13 protein-coding genes are annotated in these 21,464 nt (G+C 30.6%); 2 read left to right on the forward strand and 11 right to left on the reverse strand.

Features of this window, described 5'->3' with window-relative positions:
* Position 1 precedes the first annotated feature (1 nt).
* The 5 genes from gltB to ACYEKI_RS09045 all read right to left on the reverse strand — a co-directional run bounded on the left by gltB (position 2) and on the right by ACYEKI_RS09045 (position 7,893).
* Complete coding sequence (gene gltB / locus ACYEKI_RS09025; protein WP_459210859.1) at positions 2-4,513, reverse strand: glutamate synthase large subunit; 4,512 nt, start codon at positions 4,511-4,513, stop codon at positions 2-4.
* An 86-nt stretch (positions 4,514-4,599) separates the two neighbouring features.
* A complete protein-coding gene (locus tag ACYEKI_RS09030) occupies positions 4,600-5,838 on the reverse strand; it encodes an ammonium transporter (RefSeq protein WP_459210860.1) in 1,239 nt (412 codons plus the stop codon).
* Positions 5,839-5,854: 16 nt separating this feature from the next.
* On the reverse strand, positions 5,855-6,193 hold the full coding sequence (locus ACYEKI_RS09035; RefSeq protein WP_459210861.1) for a P-II family nitrogen regulator: 339 nt from the start codon (positions 6,191-6,193) through the stop codon (positions 5,855-5,857).
* Between the two features lie 401 nt (positions 6,194-6,594).
* On the reverse strand, positions 6,595-7,119 hold the full coding sequence (locus ACYEKI_RS09040; RefSeq protein ID WP_459210862.1) for a GNAT family N-acetyltransferase: 525 nt from the start codon (positions 7,117-7,119) through the stop codon (positions 6,595-6,597).
* 99 nt (positions 7,120-7,218) lie between these two features.
* On the reverse strand, positions 7,219-7,893 hold the full coding sequence (locus tag ACYEKI_RS09045; RefSeq protein WP_459210863.1) for a TetR/AcrR family transcriptional regulator: 675 nt from the start codon (positions 7,891-7,893) through the stop codon (positions 7,219-7,221).
* Between the two features lie 170 nt (positions 7,894-8,063).
* Between ACYEKI_RS09045 and ACYEKI_RS09050 the strand changes: the two genes are divergently transcribed.
* Together ACYEKI_RS09050 and ACYEKI_RS09055 are read left to right on the forward strand one after the other, a co-directional pair.
* Positions 8,064-9,653 carry a SulP family inorganic anion transporter gene (locus tag ACYEKI_RS09050; RefSeq protein ID WP_459210864.1) on the forward strand — a complete coding sequence of 530 codons (1,590 nt, stop codon included), beginning with the start codon at positions 8,064-8,066 and terminating at the stop codon, positions 9,651-9,653.
* Between the two features lie 27 nt (positions 9,654-9,680).
* Positions 9,681-10,310, forward strand: coding sequence for a carbonic anhydrase family protein (locus tag ACYEKI_RS09055; RefSeq protein WP_459210865.1), 630 nt, complete (start codon positions 9,681-9,683; stop codon positions 10,308-10,310).
* Between the two features lie 80 nt (positions 10,311-10,390).
* Here ACYEKI_RS09055 and ACYEKI_RS09060 read toward each other — a convergent pair whose 3' ends face one another.
* The 6 genes from ACYEKI_RS09060 to ACYEKI_RS09085 form a co-directional block, all read right to left on the reverse strand.
* A complete protein-coding gene (locus ACYEKI_RS09060) occupies positions 10,391-10,912 on the reverse strand; it encodes a flavodoxin family protein (RefSeq protein WP_459210866.1) in 522 nt (173 codons plus the stop codon).
* Between the two features lie 39 nt (positions 10,913-10,951).
* Positions 10,952-15,352 carry an amino acid adenylation domain-containing protein gene (locus tag ACYEKI_RS09065; RefSeq protein WP_459210867.1) on the reverse strand — a complete coding sequence of 1,467 codons (4,401 nt, stop codon included), beginning with the start codon at positions 15,350-15,352 and terminating at the stop codon, positions 10,952-10,954.
* Between the two features lie 101 nt (positions 15,353-15,453).
* Positions 15,454-17,085 (reverse strand): cyclic peptide export ABC transporter, encoded by a 1,632-nt coding sequence (locus ACYEKI_RS09070; protein ID WP_459210868.1) that lies wholly within the window; start codon positions 17,083-17,085, stop codon positions 15,454-15,456.
* Between the two features lie 22 nt (positions 17,086-17,107).
* A complete protein-coding gene (locus ACYEKI_RS09075) occupies positions 17,108-17,803 on the reverse strand; it encodes a thioesterase II family protein (RefSeq protein ID WP_459210869.1) in 696 nt (231 codons plus the stop codon).
* Between the two features lie 8 nt (positions 17,804-17,811).
* The gene (locus ACYEKI_RS09080) at positions 17,812-20,460 is read right to left on the reverse strand and encodes a DUF5916 domain-containing protein (RefSeq protein WP_459210870.1); all 2,649 of its coding nucleotides are present in this window, start codon (positions 20,458-20,460) and stop codon (positions 17,812-17,814) included.
* 44 nt (positions 20,461-20,504) lie between these two features.
* Complete coding sequence (locus ACYEKI_RS09085; RefSeq protein WP_459210871.1) at positions 20,505-21,449, reverse strand: hypothetical protein; 945 nt, start codon at positions 21,447-21,449, stop codon at positions 20,505-20,507.
* Between the last annotated feature and the right edge of the window lie 15 nt (positions 21,450-21,464).

Consider the following 21,464-nt stretch of genomic DNA (forward strand, 5'->3'; position numbering starts at 1 on the left):
TTTATGCTGATATTTTTTTTAAAACTGTTGATGTTTCAGAGATGCGTTGTAATGCTTTTTTATAATCTTTAGGAAATACCTTGATAAAATGCTCTTTTACAGTATCCCAATTTTCCAAGTAGGCTTTCGCCAAAGTACTTTTCGTATGATCGTAATGCGCTTGAATATGATCTTTTAGCCTTTTAAAATCTTTTTCTTGTAGTGGTTCCAAATCTACCATAGCCGTATTACAGCGTTGCTCAGCAAAAGTTTGATCTTTATCATACACATAAGCAATACCTCCACTCATACCGGCAGCAAAATTTCGACCCGTTGCTCCCAAAATAACAACTTCGCCTCCAGTCATATATTCGCATCCATGATCGCCAACGCCTTCTACTACCGTGATCACTCCTGAATTACGCACAGCAAAACGCTCTCCTGCAATTCCGTTGATATACGCTTTGCCACTTGTAGCTCCATAAAAGCTCACGTTACCTGTAATGATATTTTCTGCTGCATTAAAGGTTGCTGTTTCAGGCTTTTTAACCACAAGCGTTGCTCCAGAAAGTCCTTTTCCTAAATAATCATTGGTTTCTCCTTCTACTATCATTTTAAGTCCTTTGGCTGCAAAGGCTCCAAAACTTTGTCCCGCAGATCCTGTAAAACGCAATGTAAGTGTATCCTCAATCAATCCTTTATCTCCATAACGTTTAGAAATTTCATGACTGGTCATAGCTCCTACAGTACGATCTGTATTCTGTATGTTATATTGGAGTTCCATTGTTTTTTGATTGACAATAGCTGCTTTAGCATCACTTATAATCTGTACGTCTAGTACCTGTTCTAGATGATGGTCTTGCTTCTCGGTATTGTAATGTACCGCAGTCGATGTTTGCTGTGGTTGGTATAAAATTGCCGATACATCTACACCTTTTGCTTTATAATGTTTAATGGCTTTATTAAGGTTAAGTTTTTGACTTTGTCCGATCATTTCGTTTAAAGTTCTAAATCCTAATTGTGCCATGATCTGTCTTAATTCCTCGGCTACGAAATACATAAAATTGATGACGTGCTCTGGAGTTCCTTTGAAGTTTTTACGCAATTCTGGATCCTGAGTTGCAATTCCTACTGGGCACGTATTAAGGTGACAGGCACGCATCATAATACAACCCGAAGCTACCAGTGGCGCTGTAGCAAACCCAAACTCTTCTGCTCCTAATAAAGCTGCAATGGCTACATCTCTCCCTGTTTTGAGTTGTCCGTCACATTCTAAAACCACACGGTTTCTTAATCCATTTAAAACTAAGGTTTGTTGTGCTTCCGCCAAACCTAATTCCCATGGTAATCCTGCATGCTTTAATGAAGTTAAAGGCGAAGCTCCCGTACCTCCGTCAAATCCAGAAATTAAAATAACATCTGCTTTCGCTTTAGCTACTCCCGCAGCAATCGTTCCTACACCAACTTTGGATACTAATTTTACATTGATTCTAGCTTCTTGATTCGCATTTTTAAGATCAAAGATTAATTGTGCCAAATCCTCTATCGAATAAATATCGTGATGCGGCGGTGGCGAAATCAACCCAACATATGGAGTAGAGTTTCGTACTTCGGCAATCCAAGGCAATACTTTTTCTCCTGGTAAATGTCCTCCTTCTCCAGGTTTAGCGCCTTGAGCCATTTTAATCTGAATTTCTTCAGCATTAGCTAGATAATGACTGGATACTCCAAATCGACCTGAAGCTACTTGTTTGATTTTACTGTTCTTGGAATCTCCATTAGTTTCTTTGACAAATCTATTTTTATCTTCGCCTCCTTCTCCCGAGTTACTTTTTGCTCCTATACGGTTCATGGCTACAGCAAGATTTTCATGTGCTTCTTTACTTAATGAGCCATAGGACATAGCTCCAGTTTTGAAACGCTTCACTATTTCTGTCCACGGTTCTACTTCGTCAATAGCAATAGGATCTAGGTTATTGAATTCAAAAAGTCCCCGCAATGTCATCAAGTTTTCGTTTTGCTGATTGACTTCTTTTGCATATACTTGATAAGCTTCATGACTTTTGCTGCGAACTGCTTGTTGTAATTTGGCTACAGTAGTAGGATTAAACATATGCTTTTCTCCATTTCTACGCCAACGGAAATCTCCGCCTATGTCTAAACCTAAAACACTTTGGTAATTTTCTAAAGCAAAAGCTTTTTCAAATCGTTTTTGAATGTCCTTATCTAGAACTACCAATCCTATTCCGCCAATTCGCGATGGTGTATTAGGAAAATATTTATCTACAAATGTTTTCTTGAGTCCTAAGGCTTCAAAAATTTGTGATGCTCTATAAGAATGTAGTGTCGAAATTCCGATCTTATTCATGATCTTAAGAATTCCTTTTCCGATCGCTTTATTAAAATTTTCTACGGCTTCAGAAGCATCTATATCTTTAATAGCATTGGTTGCAACTTGTTCTCTGATGATTTCGTTTACCAAATATGGATTGATGGCACTTGCTCCATATCCAAATAAGGTTGCAAAATGATGTGGTTCTCTAGGTTCTGCTGTTTCTAGAACAATACCAAATTTGGATCTTTTCTGTCGTACATTCAAACTGTGGTGCACATAAGAACACGCTAATAATGTTGGTATCGGAGCTTGTTCTTTATTGACATTCCTATCGGATAGAATAATGATATTTGCACCACTATCTACTGCTTTTTCTACAGTATCTAAAATCGTATCCAAAGCTTTTTCTAAACCATTCACGCCTTGTGCAATAGGATATAGCATAGGAATTGAAACTGCTTTAAAATCAGGATGGTTTATATTTTTTATTTTGTCTAAATCCTTATTAGATATTACTGGATTTTGTATGCTTAGTTTTTTTGCTTGCTCTGGGATGATATCAAATAAATTGCGATCCTGCCCAATAGCTAGACTAATGTCTGTAATCAATTCTTCTCTAATACCATCTAAAGGTGGATTGGTTACCTGAGCAAAAAGTTGTTTGAAATAATTATACAGCAATTGCGATTGATCAGACAAAACTGCCAACGGTATATCAGTTCCCATAGCGCCTATAGCTTCTTTGGCTTGGGTTGCCATAGGACTGATAATGTTGTTGACTTCCTCTAACGTATAACCAAAAATTCGAAGTCTGGTTTTATAGCTAGTAGGTTCTTGGGGTAAAGGGTTTCTAGTATAAGGTACTTGAGATAAAGGTAAACTATGTGAGTGTACCCACTCTTTATATGGATATTTTGAAACTACACTGTTTTTTATTTCTTCGTCTTCGATGATTCTTCCTGCATTCATATCCACCAAGAACATTTTTCCTGGTTCTAAACGTCCGTGTCTTTCTACATTTTCGGGTTGTACTTCTACTACTCCGATTTCTGAAGACATAATCACAAAACCATCTTTAGTTACAGTATATCGAGATGGTCGCAATCCATTACGGTCTAATAAAGCTCCTATGTAATTTCCATCTGTAAACGGAATGGAAGCCGGACCATCCCAAGGCTCCATTATACATGAATTATAGGCATAAAAGGCTTTTTTATCTTCAGACATGGTTTGGTGTTTTTCCCACGCTTCAGGAACCATCATCATCATTACTTCTGGTAATGATCTACCTGTCATCAATAACAATTCTACTACGAGATCCATTGATGCTGAATCGGACATTTTTTCGCCTATAATAGGAAAAACACGATGTAGGTCTTCGCCCAAAATAGCACTCTTCATAAGCTCTTCTCTAGCTCGCATACGACTCACATTTCCTCTAAGTGTATTGATTTCTCCATTATGACACATATACCTAAAAGGTTGTGCAAGACTCCAGGCAGGAAATGTATTGGTAGAAAAACGTTGGTGTACTAAAGCTAATCGTGTTATGACATCTTTTTCTTTAAGGTCTTTATAATACGTTCCAATATCTTGAGGCATTAATAAGCCTTTGTAAATAAGCGTTGTCGTTGATAGACTCGCTACATAGAAATAAGAAGCTTGCGATAATTTTGAAGCGGCTATCGTATGTTCTGTTATTTTTCGAGCAGCAAACAATTTGGCATTAAAAGCCAAATCAGAAAGTTCTTGCTCGTTTTTATCTATAAATACCTGCTTGATTTTAGGTTCTGAGGTAGCTGCTATTTTGCCTAAACATGAAGTATCTATAGGAACATCTCTCCAACCAATAATGCGCAAGTTTTGTGCTTTGATTTCTTTTTCGAAAACATCGATACAATACGTTGCTTGATTGGTACTTTTGGGTAGAAATACCATTCCCACAGCATATTCTTTTGTTTTTGGAAGCGAAAAGGAACATACTCTATTAAAAAATTCATGCGGTATGTCTATTAAAATTCCGGCTCCATCTCCTGTTCTTCCATCAGAGCTTACAGCTCCTCTATGCTCTAATTTTACTAATATTTCTAGCGCATTATGAATAATGGTATTGGATTTTTCTCCTTTGAGATTACAAATAAATCCTGCGCCGCAGTTGTCTCTTTCAAATTCATTTAAATACAGTCCTTGATCTTTCATTCTAGCTATTTTTTTAGATCAGCTTAATAGGTGAAGCTGTACGATTGCGTTGTTATTTTTTGACTTGTTTTTTGATTGATGATTTCTTAATTCTCATTTAATCTGAAATCTGGATAAGCGTTGATTCCATGTTCAAATTTGTCAAGACCTTCTAATTCTTCGCGTTCACTAACTCTGATTCCTATTGTCTTTTTGAGTGTAAAAATGATGAAGTATGATGAGCTGATGCATAAGATTGCATAAGCAACGATTCCGATACATTGTGATAAAAATTGCTCCCAACTGGCTAGGTTGCCAAAAATACCTACAGCTAAAGTTCCCCATGTACCACAAACTAAGTGTACCGCAATAGCCCCTACAGGATCGTCTAACTTGAGTCTATCAATACCACTGACTGCAAAAACAACAATGATTCCTGAAATGGCACCTATCGAGATCGCATCTAAAACTCCCATCTGATCGGCTCCTGCTGTGATGCCAACCAAACCTCCTAGGATTCCGTTAAGGAACATAGTAAGATCATAGTTTTTATATAAAACAGTAGAAGTGATAAACGACAATACTCCACCAGCAGCTGCAGCCAAACAAGTCGTTACTAAGGTTAATGATGTAGCTGTAGGATCGGCAGATAAAACAGATCCTCCGTTAAATCCAAACCATCCTAACCAAAGAATTAACACTCCTGCTGTAGCAATAGGAATATTATGTCCTGGAATGGCTTGAATCATTCCGTTTTTAAACTTTCCTATTCTAGGCCCTAATAAACACACTGCTACTAATGCCGCCCAACCACCTACAGAATGTACAATAGACGATCCTGCAAAATCATAAAAGGGAGTCGAAAGCTTATCCAAAAAGCCTCCTCCCCACTTCCATGAGCCTGCTAGTGGATAAATGAATCCTACATATAGAATGGTAAAGATGATGAATGGACCTAGCTTCATTCGTTCGGCAACTGCTCCTGATACAATAGTTGCTGCTGTTGCGGCAAACATGCCTTGAAAAAGAAAATCAGTCCAATAAGTATAGCCCTTGTTATAGCTAAGATCTAATACTCCTGATTTGATAGGCGCTTCTAATCCAAATCCTGAAAAAGCGATAATTCCTATAGCGTCTTCGGCGAATCCTGGATACATCAAATTGAATCCAATTAAACTATAGAGTAATAAGCCAACTGTGATGATAAATATATTTTTGAAAAGTATATTGATGGTGTTTTTCTGCCTTGTAAGTCCTATTTCTAAAAATGCAAATCCTAAGTGCATAAAGAAAACTAAGGCTGTACAGATCATCATCCATACATTATTGGTTGTTAGTATTTCCATAAATCGTATTGTATTCTTAATTAAGTGTATCGTTCCCTTTTTCTCCTGTACGTATTCTGTAGCTTTCTTTAATATCCGAAACAAAGATTTTTCCATCTCCTATAGTTCCAGTTGCAGCAGCGGATATGATGGTTTGAATGGTTATCTCTTCGAATTCGTCATTTACAACTATGGAAAGGTATCTACGTTGTATATCGCTAGTGCTATAGGATATACCTCGATAGACATGTCCTTCTTTTTCGTTACCAAGTCCAGTTACATCCCAATAGGAGAAAAAATTAACTCCTACCTCGTGTAAAGCCTGTTTGACTTCTCTAAACTTGGACTTCCTAATAATTGCTTCTATTTTTTTCATTTTCCGCGTAGTTAACACTACTCTTTAAAGGAGAAAAAATGGCTTTTCAAACCTCAATCTGAGTACGAATTTTGTTGTTGCTGTTCTTTACGAATTTTCAACAAAATCATTTTAAAACCAAATAGTTACAACTAACAGTCTTTACGAAAACGTTTTCTAAAAAATAGTGAGTGTCAAAAAAATGTAGGGAAAATTTACAATCTGATAATAGTGGGTACTTTGATGTGTACTAAAATATAAAGTACAAAATATAGCGTCTTAAATTTATCAATTTGATAAAAATGATGTTTTTGATTAAAAAAATCTTATTAATAATGAGTTTAAACAACTTTTATTGAAGTGATGCAGTGTATTTGTTGTTATATTTTTAACAAAAACCTATTTCTTGTTGTTTTTTGATATTATGAAGATACTGAATTTTCTATCATTTCAGGATTAAGGATAGCATACCTATATTCGTCAAAAACTTGTTTGTTTTTGTAGATAGCTTTTTTAAAAATACCTTCAAATTTGAATCCTGCCTTTTCAAGAGCTCTTTGTGATCCTATATTCTGTTCAAACGTTCCTGCAAAAATTCTAATTAAACCTAATTTTTCAAATCCATAGGTTTTCATTTTTTGAATTGCTGTTGTTACATAACCATTTCCCCAATAAGGTTCTCCTAACCAATATCCTATTTCGGCACTTTTTTGATAAATATCAGTTTGTAATATTAGTCCTATCACCCCTATCAATTCATTGTTAAGAGTAATTGCAAAAGTAACTGTCGGTTTTTCTTTCTGAATAGTATTTATAAATGTAGTTGCATCCGTCACAGTATATGGATATGGAACATAATCTCGAAGATTATCCCATATCTTCTTATTATTGAGTAACGAAGCTAATTTATCTTTGTCTGTATTCTCTAATTTACGTAAGTGTATCATTACTCCATGTTTTTAAGAATACTATCAAGTATATACAGTACTTGATTAATTAAAATATTGATTATTTAATTACTGAATTATTTTCTGGGATTAAAACTCTTAAGCCAATAATCGCTCTACAAAATAGTTAAGCATCTCTTCTACTTCTTCTACTTGATCTTCTTGTATAGAGATATCAGTTAATTTAGGTAGATGCTTTGCAAAATAAATATGATTATTAGACATTTCAAATAAGTTTGTAGCTAATACAAATGGGTATTTGAATTTTGGGTTTATCTCATTAATTACATGAGAAACTGATTTTGCTAAATCTTTGTAACTCTTAAAAAAACCTTTAGAATTCTCTTCATCAACTTCTTTGGTATGATACGCTTTCATACCTTCAGAAATAACGATGTTATGTAATTTACTTTCGTTTACATATTCGACACCAGGATTCTCTTTTGATGCAAAAACGATAGAATGAACAATAATTTTAAGTTTCTTCTTAGGGTCTTCAACATTCATTGTATTGATACTGATAAGGTAGCTTACCCATTCCCAGTACCAGTTTAATAAATATAATAGTAATAAGTGCTTATTCTCAAAATATCTGTAGATAGATGCTTCTGTTGAATTGATTTCTTGAGCTAACTTCTTGAAATTAAACGATTCAAAACCACATTCGTCTATCATTAAAATACTGTGTTTTATGATATTTCTTCCAAGTTTTGAATCTTGAGGTTCTTTGAGATATAGTCCTTCATTTAAAGAAATTTTAATTCCTATGCTCATTCTAATGCTTATATTATTTTATAAAGTTTTAAAAGTATTTTATGCTTTTTATTGACAATTTTCCCAAATATAGCAATAAAGTTTAACAATCTTTAAACAATAGTAATACTATCATTTAAAAAAGTGTTGTTATATTTGTCTGAAGTATAATAATATATAACAAATAGCGTATGACTAATTTTGTCTCTAATTTAAAAAATGATTTACCTGCAAGTATTGTAGTGTTTTTTGTTGCACTGCCCTTGTGTTTAGGTATAGCTTTGGCTAGTGGAGCACCATTATTCTCTGGATTAATAGCCGGAATTATTGGTGGTATTGTAGTAGGAGGTTTAAGTGGTTCAAAAATTGGTGTTAGTGGTCCTGCAGCTGGACTTGCTGCAATTGTATTGACTGCAATTGGAACTCTAGGTGGTTATGAAAAGTTTCTAGTAGCAGTTGTACTAGGAGGTATCATTCAAATTTTATTTGGTGTTTTAAAAGCTGGAGTAATTGGATACTATTTCCCCTCTTCGGTTATCAAAGGAATGTTAACTGGTATTGGGATCATCATTATTTTAAAACAAATCCCTCACTTTTTTGGATATGATGCAAATCCAGAAGGAGATTTCGCATTTTTCCAAGTTGATGGAGAAAACACTTTTTCTGAAATATTTAAGTCCTTGAACTATATTCGTCCTGGTTCTGCCTTAATTGGAATTATTGGTTTAGGTATTTTATTATTTTGGGATAAGGTTTTATCTAAAAAAGCTAAAATATTTCAAGTTATTCAAGGACCTTTAGTAGCGGTTGTTGTAGGTATTATTTTCTATAATTTAACAGCTTCTCATGATCTATTAAATATTGCAAAGACACATTTAGTAAGTGTTCCTGTACCAGAAGATACATCTTCGTTCTTAGCGCAATTTAGCTTTCCAGATTTTAGTGTAATAACTAGTCCAGATGTTTGGGTTGTTGCTTTTACAATTGCTCTTGTTGCAAGTTTAGAAACTTTATTATGTGTTGAAGCTACAGATAAATTAGACCCTAATAAAAATGTAACTCCTACAAATAGAGAATTATTAGCTCAAGGTGCTGGAAATATCATTTCAGGTATGATTGGTGGATTACCAATTACTCAGGTAATTGTAAGAAGTTCTGCAAATATCCAATCTGGTGGTAGAACTAAATTTTCGGCGATTATTCATGGATTTTTATTATTAATCTCTGTAGTAATCATACCTACGTTATTAAATATGATTCCTTTATCTGTTTTGGCTGCGGTTTTACTTATTGTAGGATATAAATTAGCAAAGCCTGCTTTATTCTTAAAAATGTATAAATTAGGTTGGAAACAATTCATACCTTTTGTAGTAACAGTTCTAGGTATTGTATTTATAGATTTATTATATGGTATCGGATTAGGATTAGCTGTAGGTATTGTTGTTATTCTTATTAAAAGTTACCAAAACTCACACTTTTTACATATTGAAGACAAAAGTAATGGTAAGCATAAGATTAAAATGACGTTGGCAGAAGAAGTTACTTTCTTTAATAAAGGAGCTATATTAAAAGAACTTGATAGTTTACCAAACGATACGTACTTAGATTTAGATGTAAGAAAAACGAGATATCTAGATAATGATATTATTGAGATCTTAGAAGATTTTGCTTTTAAGGCGAAAGAAAAGAGCATTGATATCAAATTAATCTCTGAACGTGGAATAATTGAAAACCCAGACAGTTTTATAGAATTTTTTAAATTGAGAACTAAAACTGCTTAATAATTTTAATCAAAATCATAACATAATATGAAAGCACATACTAAAGAAACACAGGCTACAATGACTCCTGAAAAGTCATTACAACAATTAAAAGAAGGAAATCAAAGATTTCAAGAAAACTTAAAGGCTGATAGAAATTTAATCGAACAAGTAAAAGATACTTCTACTGGGCAATTCCCATTTGCAACTATCTTAAGTTGTATTGATTCTAGAGTTTCTGCCGAGTTAGTTTTTGATCAAGGAGTTGGAGATATCTTTAGTGCTCGTGTTGCGGGTAACTTTGTAAATGATGATATCTTAGGTAGTATGGAGTTTGCTTGTAAATTAGCTGGAACAAGATTAATCGTTGTTCTTGGTCACACAGCTTGTGGTGCTGTTAAAGGTGCTTGTGATGATGCAAAATTAGGAAAGCTTACTGGTATGCTTGAAAATATTAAGCCTGCTGTTAATGCTGTTACTTCTCCAGAAGATCCTAGTTTAAGAAATTCTTCTAATATTGATTTTGTAAATGAAGTTGCTGCTAAGAATGTACAATTAACTATTGCAAGAATCAAAGAGGATAGTGAAGTTTTAAACGAAATGCACAATAGTGGTGAAATTCAAATTGTTGGAGCTATGTATGATATCCATACTGGTGCTGTAACTTTTTATGAATAATATTTGCTATTAGTGTCTATCATAAAAAAAGCTAGCTTGGAATATAATATTCCAAGCTAGCTTTTTTATATTATAATTAATTATGCTTTTATTATTTCTTCATCTTTAATTTTCTCTGTAAACCCTTTTATTTTGTTTTCTATATATGTAGTAATTTCTTCTTCTACTCCCACGTGTACATCACCTATATAATTCATACCTAAGTAATCTGCACTATTTCTAAATGGGATAAAAAAACCTTCAACTGGCAAATCTTCTGAACCACAACTTATTGTTCCAAAATATTTTCCTCTAAGAAGACGCCCTTTATCTTTTTTAATCTTTAAAAAATCAGTAATTCTGTCAAAAAAAACTTTCATATGACCGCTCATACTATACCAATAAACTGGCGTAGCAAAAATAATCATGTCATAGTTATCAATGATTTTTTCAAATAATGGTAAAAAATCATCATTAGTATTTTTAAAATCATAATCAAAATGGCCAATTTTATAATCATTTAAATCAACTATATCTGCGGGAAGTTCTTTTCTAAATAGTTCTACTACTTTATGAGTATTTCCATTACTTCTAGAGCTTCCTTGAATAATTAATCTTTTCATATTTTATATAATTTTAATATTATAATCTTCTATTAATGATTAGAAATCGATAAAAATCTCATCTTTTTCTTCTATAATTAAATCTAAATTTAATTCTTTAATTGATAAGAAAGGTTTATTAATTAATTCTTCCATGAGTTTTTTAAAACTCATTATCATTAATTCAATTGTATTTTCATGATACTTTATTTTATTATAATTAAGTTCTAATTTAAGTTCATCATTTAATATAAAGAAGTTAAATAATAAACTTACTCTATTATTATCTAACTCTATAGGGTATTCTTTAATTACAAAATCATTAACCTCGATTGTTTCCTTATAAGAAAAATCAGGGTTTTGAAAAACCATTAATACATCTGTATGTATATTTTTCTTATAGATATATGGTAAATCTTGTTCTTTATCGATCGCTAACATATTATGTTTAACACTATCTAATATTTCTTCTAAAGAATTATTTTTGTTAATATTAATTCTTAAAGGAAGTGTTTTTACAAACATTCCAATCACTTCATCTAATGAAGTATGATTTCTTCCTGAATTAACAGTATTAATAATACTATCATTATATCCAGTGATTTTATAAATTAATAAATGCATTGTAGCCATTAAAAAAATATTCATAGTAGATCCTTGTACTATTAGCATTTTTTTAATCTGATCTGTATCTTCTTTTGTTAAGCTCAAATAATAATTAGCTCCTAAATAGGAATCATCTAAAACTTCTTCATCATAATCAAAAATAGGCTCATTATGGTATCCCTCTAGATATTGTTTCCAAAATTTATCATTAGAACCTTTATCTAATATTTTATTATTTAACCATTCTGAATAATCCTGAAATTGAGGGAATTTTCGATTTATATTTTTTTTATTTTGTGTATATTTTTCAACAAATCCTTTTATAAATAAAGCTATTGAAGTACCATCCATCATGATATGATGTGTAGAAAAAACCAATAGCTGCTTACTGTTATCAATTTGTAATAACATTGCTTTTATCAAAAGATCTTTATCTAATTTAAATTCTTCTCGAACATATGCATTTATTAAATCATCAACATAGTCTTTTGTGGTCTCTTTATATACAGTTTTAAATTTATGATTCTCATTTATCTTTTGATAAACCTTTCCATCTTTTTCAATAAAATTGGTGATAAGAGATCCGTTTTCATTTAATAAATCATTAATGGCATTGTTTATTTTTTCAATAGAAATCTCTCCTATTATTTCAAATGCAGCAGACATGTTATATGCTATAGATCTATTTTTATTTTGAGAGGCTATCCAAATATCATGTTGAGATGGAGTACATTCATACAATTCTTTTATTTCTGCTTTGCTTATTTCCTCTTCTTTCTCAGGTTTATATGATGTTAAAAAAATAGCTTGATCTTTTATTGTATTATTTTCAAAAACAAATCGTAATGATAAATTGTAATTTAATTCTTTATTAATCTTATGAACTAATTTTATAGCATTTAAAGAATGTCCTCCAATAGTAAAAAAGCTTGTGCTAGTGTCTATATCCTTGCTGTATTCCAAAACCTCTTTCCAATATTCTTCTATTTGCTTTTCAATAGGTGTATTTGCAACCTTTTTTGCTTCGGATATTGTAATTTCTTTCTTAGATAATTCTTTTCTATCAATTTTTTTATTGAGTGTTAATGGAAATGACTCAATAGGTATTATATATGAAGGAATCATATATTTAGGTAATACCTTATTTAATTCTTGAAAAACCTTCTCTATATCTATTTTTTTATCGCTCTCTTCTATATAAGCTACTAGAAACGATTCATTATTAGAGTTTCGTTTAGATATTACAATAGCTTTCTTAACTTCTTCTATATTATCAAGGTGTGTTTCTATATCTCCTAACTCAATTCTATAACCTCTAATTTTTACTTGATTATCATTTCTTCCTATAAACTGTAACTCACCTTTTCTATTCCATTTAACTAAATCATTTGTATTGTATAATCGTTTTCCTTTTATTATATCAACCTTAAACTTATCTTCGGTTAGCAAAGGCATTTGGTAATATCCTTTGGCTAAACCATCTCCTGCTATATGCAAAACACCTACGCTATCTATAGGTAAATGATTATTATACTTATCTAAAACATAAAATTGGGTATTGGCTATTGGTTTACCAACATTAAAAGCATCTGAAGGTTTTTTTATTTGTTTTATACTAGACCAGATTGTAGTTTCTGTTGGCCCATACATATTCCATAATTCCTTAGTATTTTCTAATATTTTTTCAGCTAGATTCAAGCTAAGCACATCTCCACCACATAATATTTTAACATTCTTATTTCCTTTCCAACCACTATTATACAGTAATTGAAAAAAACTAGGTGTTGCTTGTATTATCGTGGCATTAACCTTTTCTATTTCTTCAATAATAGCACTTGGTTCTGCTAAAGTCTGCTGATTCGCTATATATAACGTCGCTCCAGAAAAGAGTGATCCAAAAAACTCTAATATTGAAATATCAAATGAATATGTAGTTACCGCATACCAAAGATCTTTTTCAGTAATTCCAGGTGAATTCTTCATACTATAGAGAAAATTCAACAAAGATTTATGTCCAATCTCTACTCCTTTAGGATTTCCTGTCGAACCTGATGTATAAATTATATATGCTGTGTCTTCACTATCTATTTTATGATCAGTAAAAAAATTAATGCTTTTAGCTTGCTCTAAAAGATCTTCTATAGTAATTCCTAATACATTAGAAAAATCTTTTATCTGATCACTATTTTCGGTTATTAAAAACTGTAATTCACTATGTTCAACAATATATTGTAATCGTTCTTTTGGAAAAGAAGGGTCTAAAGGAATATAAGCTTTTCCTGACTTTAAAATCCCAAGAAGAACCGCTATCATATTTACTGATCTCGATAAAAGAACTCCAATAATAGGTGATGCTGTTTCTTCTTTTAAATATGAAGCTATCTTACTTGAGCGTATACCTAATTCTTTATAGCTTAAAATGCTATTTTTATCTCTTATAGCTGTTTTATCTGGATTATTTATGATTTGCTTCTCAACTTCATCAAGAAAACTATTTCTAGAATTATATGATCTAACTGTATTATTAAATTCTCTTAATAAATAGTTTTCTTCATTAGCTGTTAAATATGAAATCTCTTTTATAGATAGATTTGGTCTTTTTACTACACTAGATAATATTTTTTTAAAATGCGCTATATACTCTTTTATTTCTACATTATTAAAATAGTTTAGGTTATAATCAAAATCTATCTTAACAGGTGAGTTTTTATCAAATTCACGTATATAAATTGCTAATGCAACACGTTCAGACTCGTGTGTTAACGGTATTACTGTTGTTTTTGTCTCTTTAAAATTATCTGCATAATCTTGTTTTTCATATGACAAGGTAATATTAAACAGTTTTTCTTTTTCACTAAAAAGGTTGAGTTCTTTTATAAGTTTTCCTATAGGAAACCTTTGATGTCTATAATCTTTTCTTAATTGATTCTTTATTTGATGTAACATATCTACAAAAGAATCTTCTTGATTAATTGATAGTCTAAGTGCTGCTATACCCATAAAAAGTCCCACCGTCTTTTTAAAAACAGCCTTGCTTCTATTTAAAACAGGTATACCTATTACTATATCATCTTTTTGATACCTCTTAGCAAAATAAGTAGCTAATGCGGCTAGTATTACATGAAACGTTGTAACTTTATTTTTGGAAGCTAAATTGATTAACGCATCATATTCATTTCTTAAAAGAAAACATTCTTCTCTATTACTTTTATTTAATGCACCTAATTGCTTCTTTTTTTCAAATAAATTATCTGGAAGAGAATTAAATCGATTTACCCAATAATTTTTATCCTCGTTATACGATACAGAATCTCTATACTTTTTATCGTCTTCAACAAAATCATTATATTCAAATGGATATTTTGTTACTATATTATCATTTTCAATTAGCTCGTTGTAGTTTTTAACCAATCGTTGAAACATTAATGATGTTCCCCATCCATCTGTAATAATATGATGATAAACTGAAAATAAGTAATATACTGAATCACTTATTTTTATCAATAAAAATTTATATGGTAACGTGTCTTTTTTATTAAGGTCAAATGCATTAAGAAAAGCTTTTTGCATAAATACGTTTGCTTCTCCTTCGGGTTTTTTATTTTTTGAAAAATCTAAAAACTCTAATTCTTCAATCTCTTTTGAAGTTTTTATTCCTATGATTTCTTCTTCAAATTTTTCAAAATATACTTGAAAAGTATCATGTTGATTAATTAATTCTATATAAGCTTTATTAAACAACTTAATGTCAATATTCCCTTCTATCTTAATTTTTGCCCCAATATTATAGATAGGGTCTTTAGGGTATAAAAGTTGCTCAAAATAAACATCTTGCTGAGGAAGTGTAAGTTTCATCTGTCTGTTTTTTATGCACCTAAAACTGATAGTCAACTATAGCTTGATTATCTTGTTAAGTATTCGTAAATGTGATTTAATTAAAAATGTTTATTATTTTTTTAACTCCACAACATCTCTTTTGCTGCTTCCTCTTTTTTTACATTTACTTCCTTTACAATTTTACCATAATCAAATTTTATTATTCTATCTGCCATATGGAAATATGCATCATCATGAGTAACTGCGATAATAGTTTTACCTTCATTTTTTAATTTAGGAATCAACTCTTCATAAAAGAATTTTCTGAAATAAGGATCTTGATCTGCAGCCCATTCATCTAAAACTAACACAGGTTTGTTTTCTAATAGTGCAAAAATTAATGACATCCTCTTTCCTTGTCCTTTTGAAAATGTCCTTCTTGCTGATTCATCTTCATTTGCATCAACAACATCATCCATTTTCATGATTTCCAACCATTTACTATACAACTCGTTACTATTTAATTTATAATCATCATAATTATGAGAATATATATGATTGTCTGTAAAAACAGCTGCAATTTTTTCTTGCAAAAGTTCTGTATCACTTATACTTTGGTTATTTACATATATTTCTCCTTTAGATGGTTTATATAATCCAGTAAGATTATTTATAAATGTACTTTTTCCTGAACCGTTCCCTCCTATAATAAAAATAGTTTCTCCTTTATTAATCTTTGCATTTAGTGGGCCTAGATAAAAAGATTTATCTAAGTCATTTTCATAATTAAATTCAATATTTTTAAATTCTATTGAATCAAATGTCAAATTACTATTTATTGTTTCTAAAAAATCTTCTTTTCTTTCTTCTTTAAAGTCTGCTAGAAAACTATTTATTCTCTTATTTGCCGCAGAGAATTTAGCAAATGAACTCTGCATATTTATAAGTACATTAACAGGTCCTGTCATAAAAAGTATAACTACAACATATGCTATTACATCCTTTTGTTCTAGCAAGCCCGTTTCTGGCAAGACAAACAAAATAACTCCAACAGCAAAATATAATCCATATTGACTTATAAGATTTATCGATAAAAAAATATAGTTAGTTATATAGTCAATTTTCTCTGCTTTTTCTCTATTAGGATATAAATATGTATTAAGTATATTCTTTCTTTTTCTTTTATCTAATTTAAATCCTTTAAATCCTTTTATTAAATCATCTACGTATTTATAATACACTTCATTATATTCTCTAAGTTTTAAAATTTTATTTGTCATAGTTTTTATAACTAACACATACATAGAACATACACCTATTAATATTCCTAAAACTATTAATGCTGAAGGTATCGATAATGTAAATAGATAAACTACACATAGCATAAGCATTAAAATTGCATTTACAGTATGAGTAATAGTTCCTGGTAAAAAAGCAAAAACTCTAATATCCTCTACCACAGTATAAAAACGTTCCATACCAGATTTTTCAATCTTGAACAATGTTGCATTTAATATTTTTTCAAAAATTATTTTCTCATTCTCATAAAGTATCTTGTAAGTTTTCCTGTTAAGCCATTTTTGAAAAATAATATTTAATAAATAGGCTCCAGCTACTAACCCCATAAACCCCCAACCTTCGGCATCAGAAAAAAATTCTTTACCTCCCGAAATTGAATTATTAATTATATATAGAATTCCAAAACTGAATATGGTATTAGGAATAGCATAGATGATAAGATATATAATATCTTTAATAGATAATTTAAACATAATTATAGTAATAAGTAAGGTTTTAAAAATATTGAAGTATCGTTTCTGCAAAAACAGAATTATTATTTATAAAAAAATGATCTCCCTTTATACTTTCGAATGTAATTTCTGGAGATATGGTAATATCTTTCCATCCATCTAATTCTTCTTTAGTCATTTTTTCATCTGTGCCATAAAACACATGTACTGGAATTGTTATTTTAGGTTTTGATTGATATTGATAGTTTTCTATACATTGAAAATCTGCTCTTAAAACTGGTTCAAAAAATGTTTTCAATTTATGGTCACTTAATAATTCTACAGATAAGCCACCTAATTCATGTATTTTTTTCCAAAATATATCAGATGATTCTAGATCAAATAATCTTTCCTTGGTATCTAAGGCTGTAGGAGCTTCTCTTCCTGAAACTATTAATTTTATAGGCATTTTTTGATTTGACTCTTGTAATTTAATACAAACCAAATATCCTATTATCGCCCCCATACTATGTCCATATATAATATAATCTCTATCTGGAATCTCTTTTATTAATTGCTCATACGCATCATTAGCGACATCTATTATATCTTTTAATAGGGATTCTCTTATACGTCTGCCTCTTCCTGGATACTCTAAAACGCTAAAAGAAATCTTTTCATTCAAAAACTTTTCTTTTAAATAAGGAAAAGAATATTTGTTTCCCCCTGCAAAAGGAAAAGCAATAATTTTTGGTTTCATAAAATGATTTATCTTAAAAAGCGATAGGTTAGTTTTACTAAAAAAGTATTATCTAATTGTTTCTTCAAAAGTTGACTCTTTAAATTATCAAATAATTGTTCCTCTGGATTTGCATAATCTGTAATTCCCTGAGACCAAACCAAGAAAAGTTCTGAACCTGGAATATATTCCCATCTCAATACCATATTCGACCTAAATTGTGCAAAAGAAAAATCTGGGTTTGCAAAACTATAATCAATAGTTGCATCTTCATTTTCATCAACTTCATAAGTATTTGTCGCATCATTGAATTGTATTTGGTTAGCATTATAATAATTAAATCGATCATCAAATGACGATGCTACGGGATCATTAATGTAATTAAGTTTACTATATTTTCCTGTAGATACAAATGGTTCTCCATAATATTGAATAGATAAATTCGTATTAATATTATAATTCAATCTGATAGCCATACTAATAGTTTCTTGATCTATTACTCCTGTTATGTATCTCGGTGAGTTATTGTAATCCAACTGATTAACATATTGAAAAAAGTTTTCTGCTTTTGAAAAACCTGGCGTTATGGAAATACTAAATTGATTAAAAGGTTGGTATGTAACACCTATTCTAAAATCATAGAAATCAAAATTCTTTTGATTCCCTCCAATATAAAATGTATCTGCACTTAAGTACACTTTCTTACGCTGGTCTGTAGTTACAGCAAACCATCCTCCTACTTCATATAGATAACGAAACCTAGGTCCACCGCGTAAAATTGTATTAGAATAAACTCTTGGTTTATAGATAAGTCCCATTCCAGTATACCAATTGTTATTAAATACTCCCTCTGCATCCAGATTCCATTCAATTCTATTATTATTACCTTCAAAATCCCATGTTAGCCATTGTTTTGCACTTATTGAGGCATTTCTAAAAACACTAAAAGGTTTAATTGATTTATATTTTAACCACAAATAATTTCTTATATCATCTGCTTGTTTCATAAACCCTAAATCATTTAACTCTAATTCTGGAGATCTCCATGTAACTCCTGTTTCAAAATTAAAATTACCATTCCCTAATTTTCCAAATTTTAAATTACCTCCTGTTCCTGTTAGAGAAGTTCTATCAGGATCTATCGATACATGTGATGCATCTTCTCGTTGAAATAAGTGAGTAATATCTGTTTGAGTTCTTAAAATAGCTTCTTTACTACCTTTAACATGACTCATTACTAAATTACCCGAAGCATACCATGCCCTATTCTTCCATTGGTGTGTAATATCCACTCCTCCTGTTATTGCCGACTTATGCAAAAACGAAGTATTCTCTTCATTTTTTCTATTAGTCATTGTTAAAATTCCTCCAATGAATGTATTATTATCATTAAAATCTTGTTGAACTCGAGCTACAAAAGAATTTGTTAATGGTTCTATAATTTCTTTTCTAGTATTACCATTATTATAGATCTCTGCACTTTCTCTCGATGTAACACTTTCTAATATACCAATAGAAAGTCCTTTTTTAGTTTTACCGCTAAACTTAACTGCCCCTAATATTTTTGTTCTTTCTGGTGCATCAATAAAATCCCCACTTTGAGCATTCACTCTTCCTTGTGGAGCTCTACCAATTCTTCTCGAATAAAAAAGGTTATCATCTCCAAAAGTGCTGCCTGCTTGAGATAATGAAAATTGATAATTAAAAATATTTTTATTTTCAACAAAAAATGGTCTCTGTTCTCTGAAAAAAATTTGAAAACCATCTAAAGCAATTGCTGCAGGATCTGCTTCTACTTGTCCAAAATCAGGGTTAATTGTAAAATCAAGTGTAAGATCATTAGTTACTCCGATTTTCCCATCTAATCCGGCTTCTAATGATGTTATATTCTTATCTCTGAATGGATTTTCTGGATCTTTTTCAAAAGTTTCTAAAGCTCCTACTATATATGGTTGAATTTCTAAAGGTTTTCTTGATTTGACATTGTTCAACCCTTTTAGTTTACCAAATTCACTTACCCAACCTGCTGCATCTAACGGAACTCTTTGCCAAACAGAAGTTTCATTATTTCTAAAAAAATTTCTAACTATTTGCAAACCCCAAGTTTGCTCTGATTGGTTTCCAAAACGCAATTGTGTAAAAGGAATTTTAATTTCTGCAACCCATCCTTTTTCATCTATTGAGCTTTTTGCATACCAAATAGGATTCCAACTTATATCCTCTTCTGCTCCATTACTTATAATTGCTTTATCACCTCTCACTCCAGCTGCTGATAGTGTAAATGAAAACGCTGTTCTTAAATCATGATAACTATCAATAACTATTTCTACCCAATCTCCTTCAAAACCATCTCGTCTTGACATCCTCTTTACTATTTTATCTGGTTCTGTATCAAGGCATCTAATAGCTACATATAGAAACTTATTATCATAACCTATTTTAAACTTTGTATTTTGACTAGGTTTAGCATTCTCTTCTGGTTCTCTTTGAACAAAATTTCCTTCCCAATTTATTTTTGACCAAAAACTATCGTCTAGCAGCCCATCAATTATTGGAACTTCTTTTGATTCTATTATTGTTGCTTGATACTCTTTTTTTTCAATTAATTCTTGAGAAAAGCCTATGTATCCAATATTTATAATAAATAAGGATACTATGATGCTTTTTAATTTCATCATTCTTTTAATATCTTAAATAGTTTATAATGGTGTTAATTCTAGATTTAGAATAACTCTTCGGTTAGAAAGTGAAAGAAAGGATTCTCTTTATTCATCTTAGGAAAAAGAGAATATTTCTTCATTTTTAAATAGTTATTATTCATTATTACCCTTTTCTCTTCTTTTTCTAAGGGTAAAAGACCTATTGTTTCTCTATTTTGATTTACATATTCAATATTATCATAAGTAGTCCATTTTGATAAACTTCCATACTTATATGTATCATATGTATTTCCTTGTATATTGTTTCTTTTTATTCTTTTAAATGCTATAACATCTCTCAAAAAAGCATATCCTCTAATGGGTAAGTTACCTTTTTTTACTTCAAAAAATAATGATTGATCCATTTCTTCAATCCTTTCTGGATCATGTGCCAATATAATTATAGCCATATCAGAAGTTAAACTTCCTTTAAATAACTTTATATCATCAGTACCTATTATTTTATATGAAGGAAAACCATATGATATAATATTAACAGCTAATTTTTCTGTTATTTTTTTTGTCTCAAGTTCCCATTTTTTGAATAAATGTTGTTTATATAAAGGTATATACTTATATCTTAACATTGATTTTCTATCATACTTAAAATCAACTGTTAATTCTTTTTTTAAATCGTGATTAATATTGTTTATATATATATCATTACTTTTTGCAAACTCTTTTTCATTCCATCCGTAATTCTTAATATATCTTTTTATATGTAGATTGCTCTTAAGGAAACTTTCAAAACATCCGCTTCTTGCAGCTAACGATACGAAAAAATCAAAGTTTTTTTTATCCTCAAGATACGCTGCTAATTGAAGTCCCATGTAGGAATCTCTAGGAAACATAAAAGAATATGTTTCTCCTAATTTTAGATAATATTCTAATGCCTCATTTAATTTACCTAACAAGATAAATTCTTCGGTCTTTGATATACATTTTTGATATGCAATATAATTTTCCAATTTTTTTAATTAACT

The organism is Aquimarina rhabdastrellae (assembly GCA_947387485.1).
GTDB lineage: Bacteria > Bacteroidota > Bacteroidia > Flavobacteriales > Flavobacteriaceae > Aquimarina.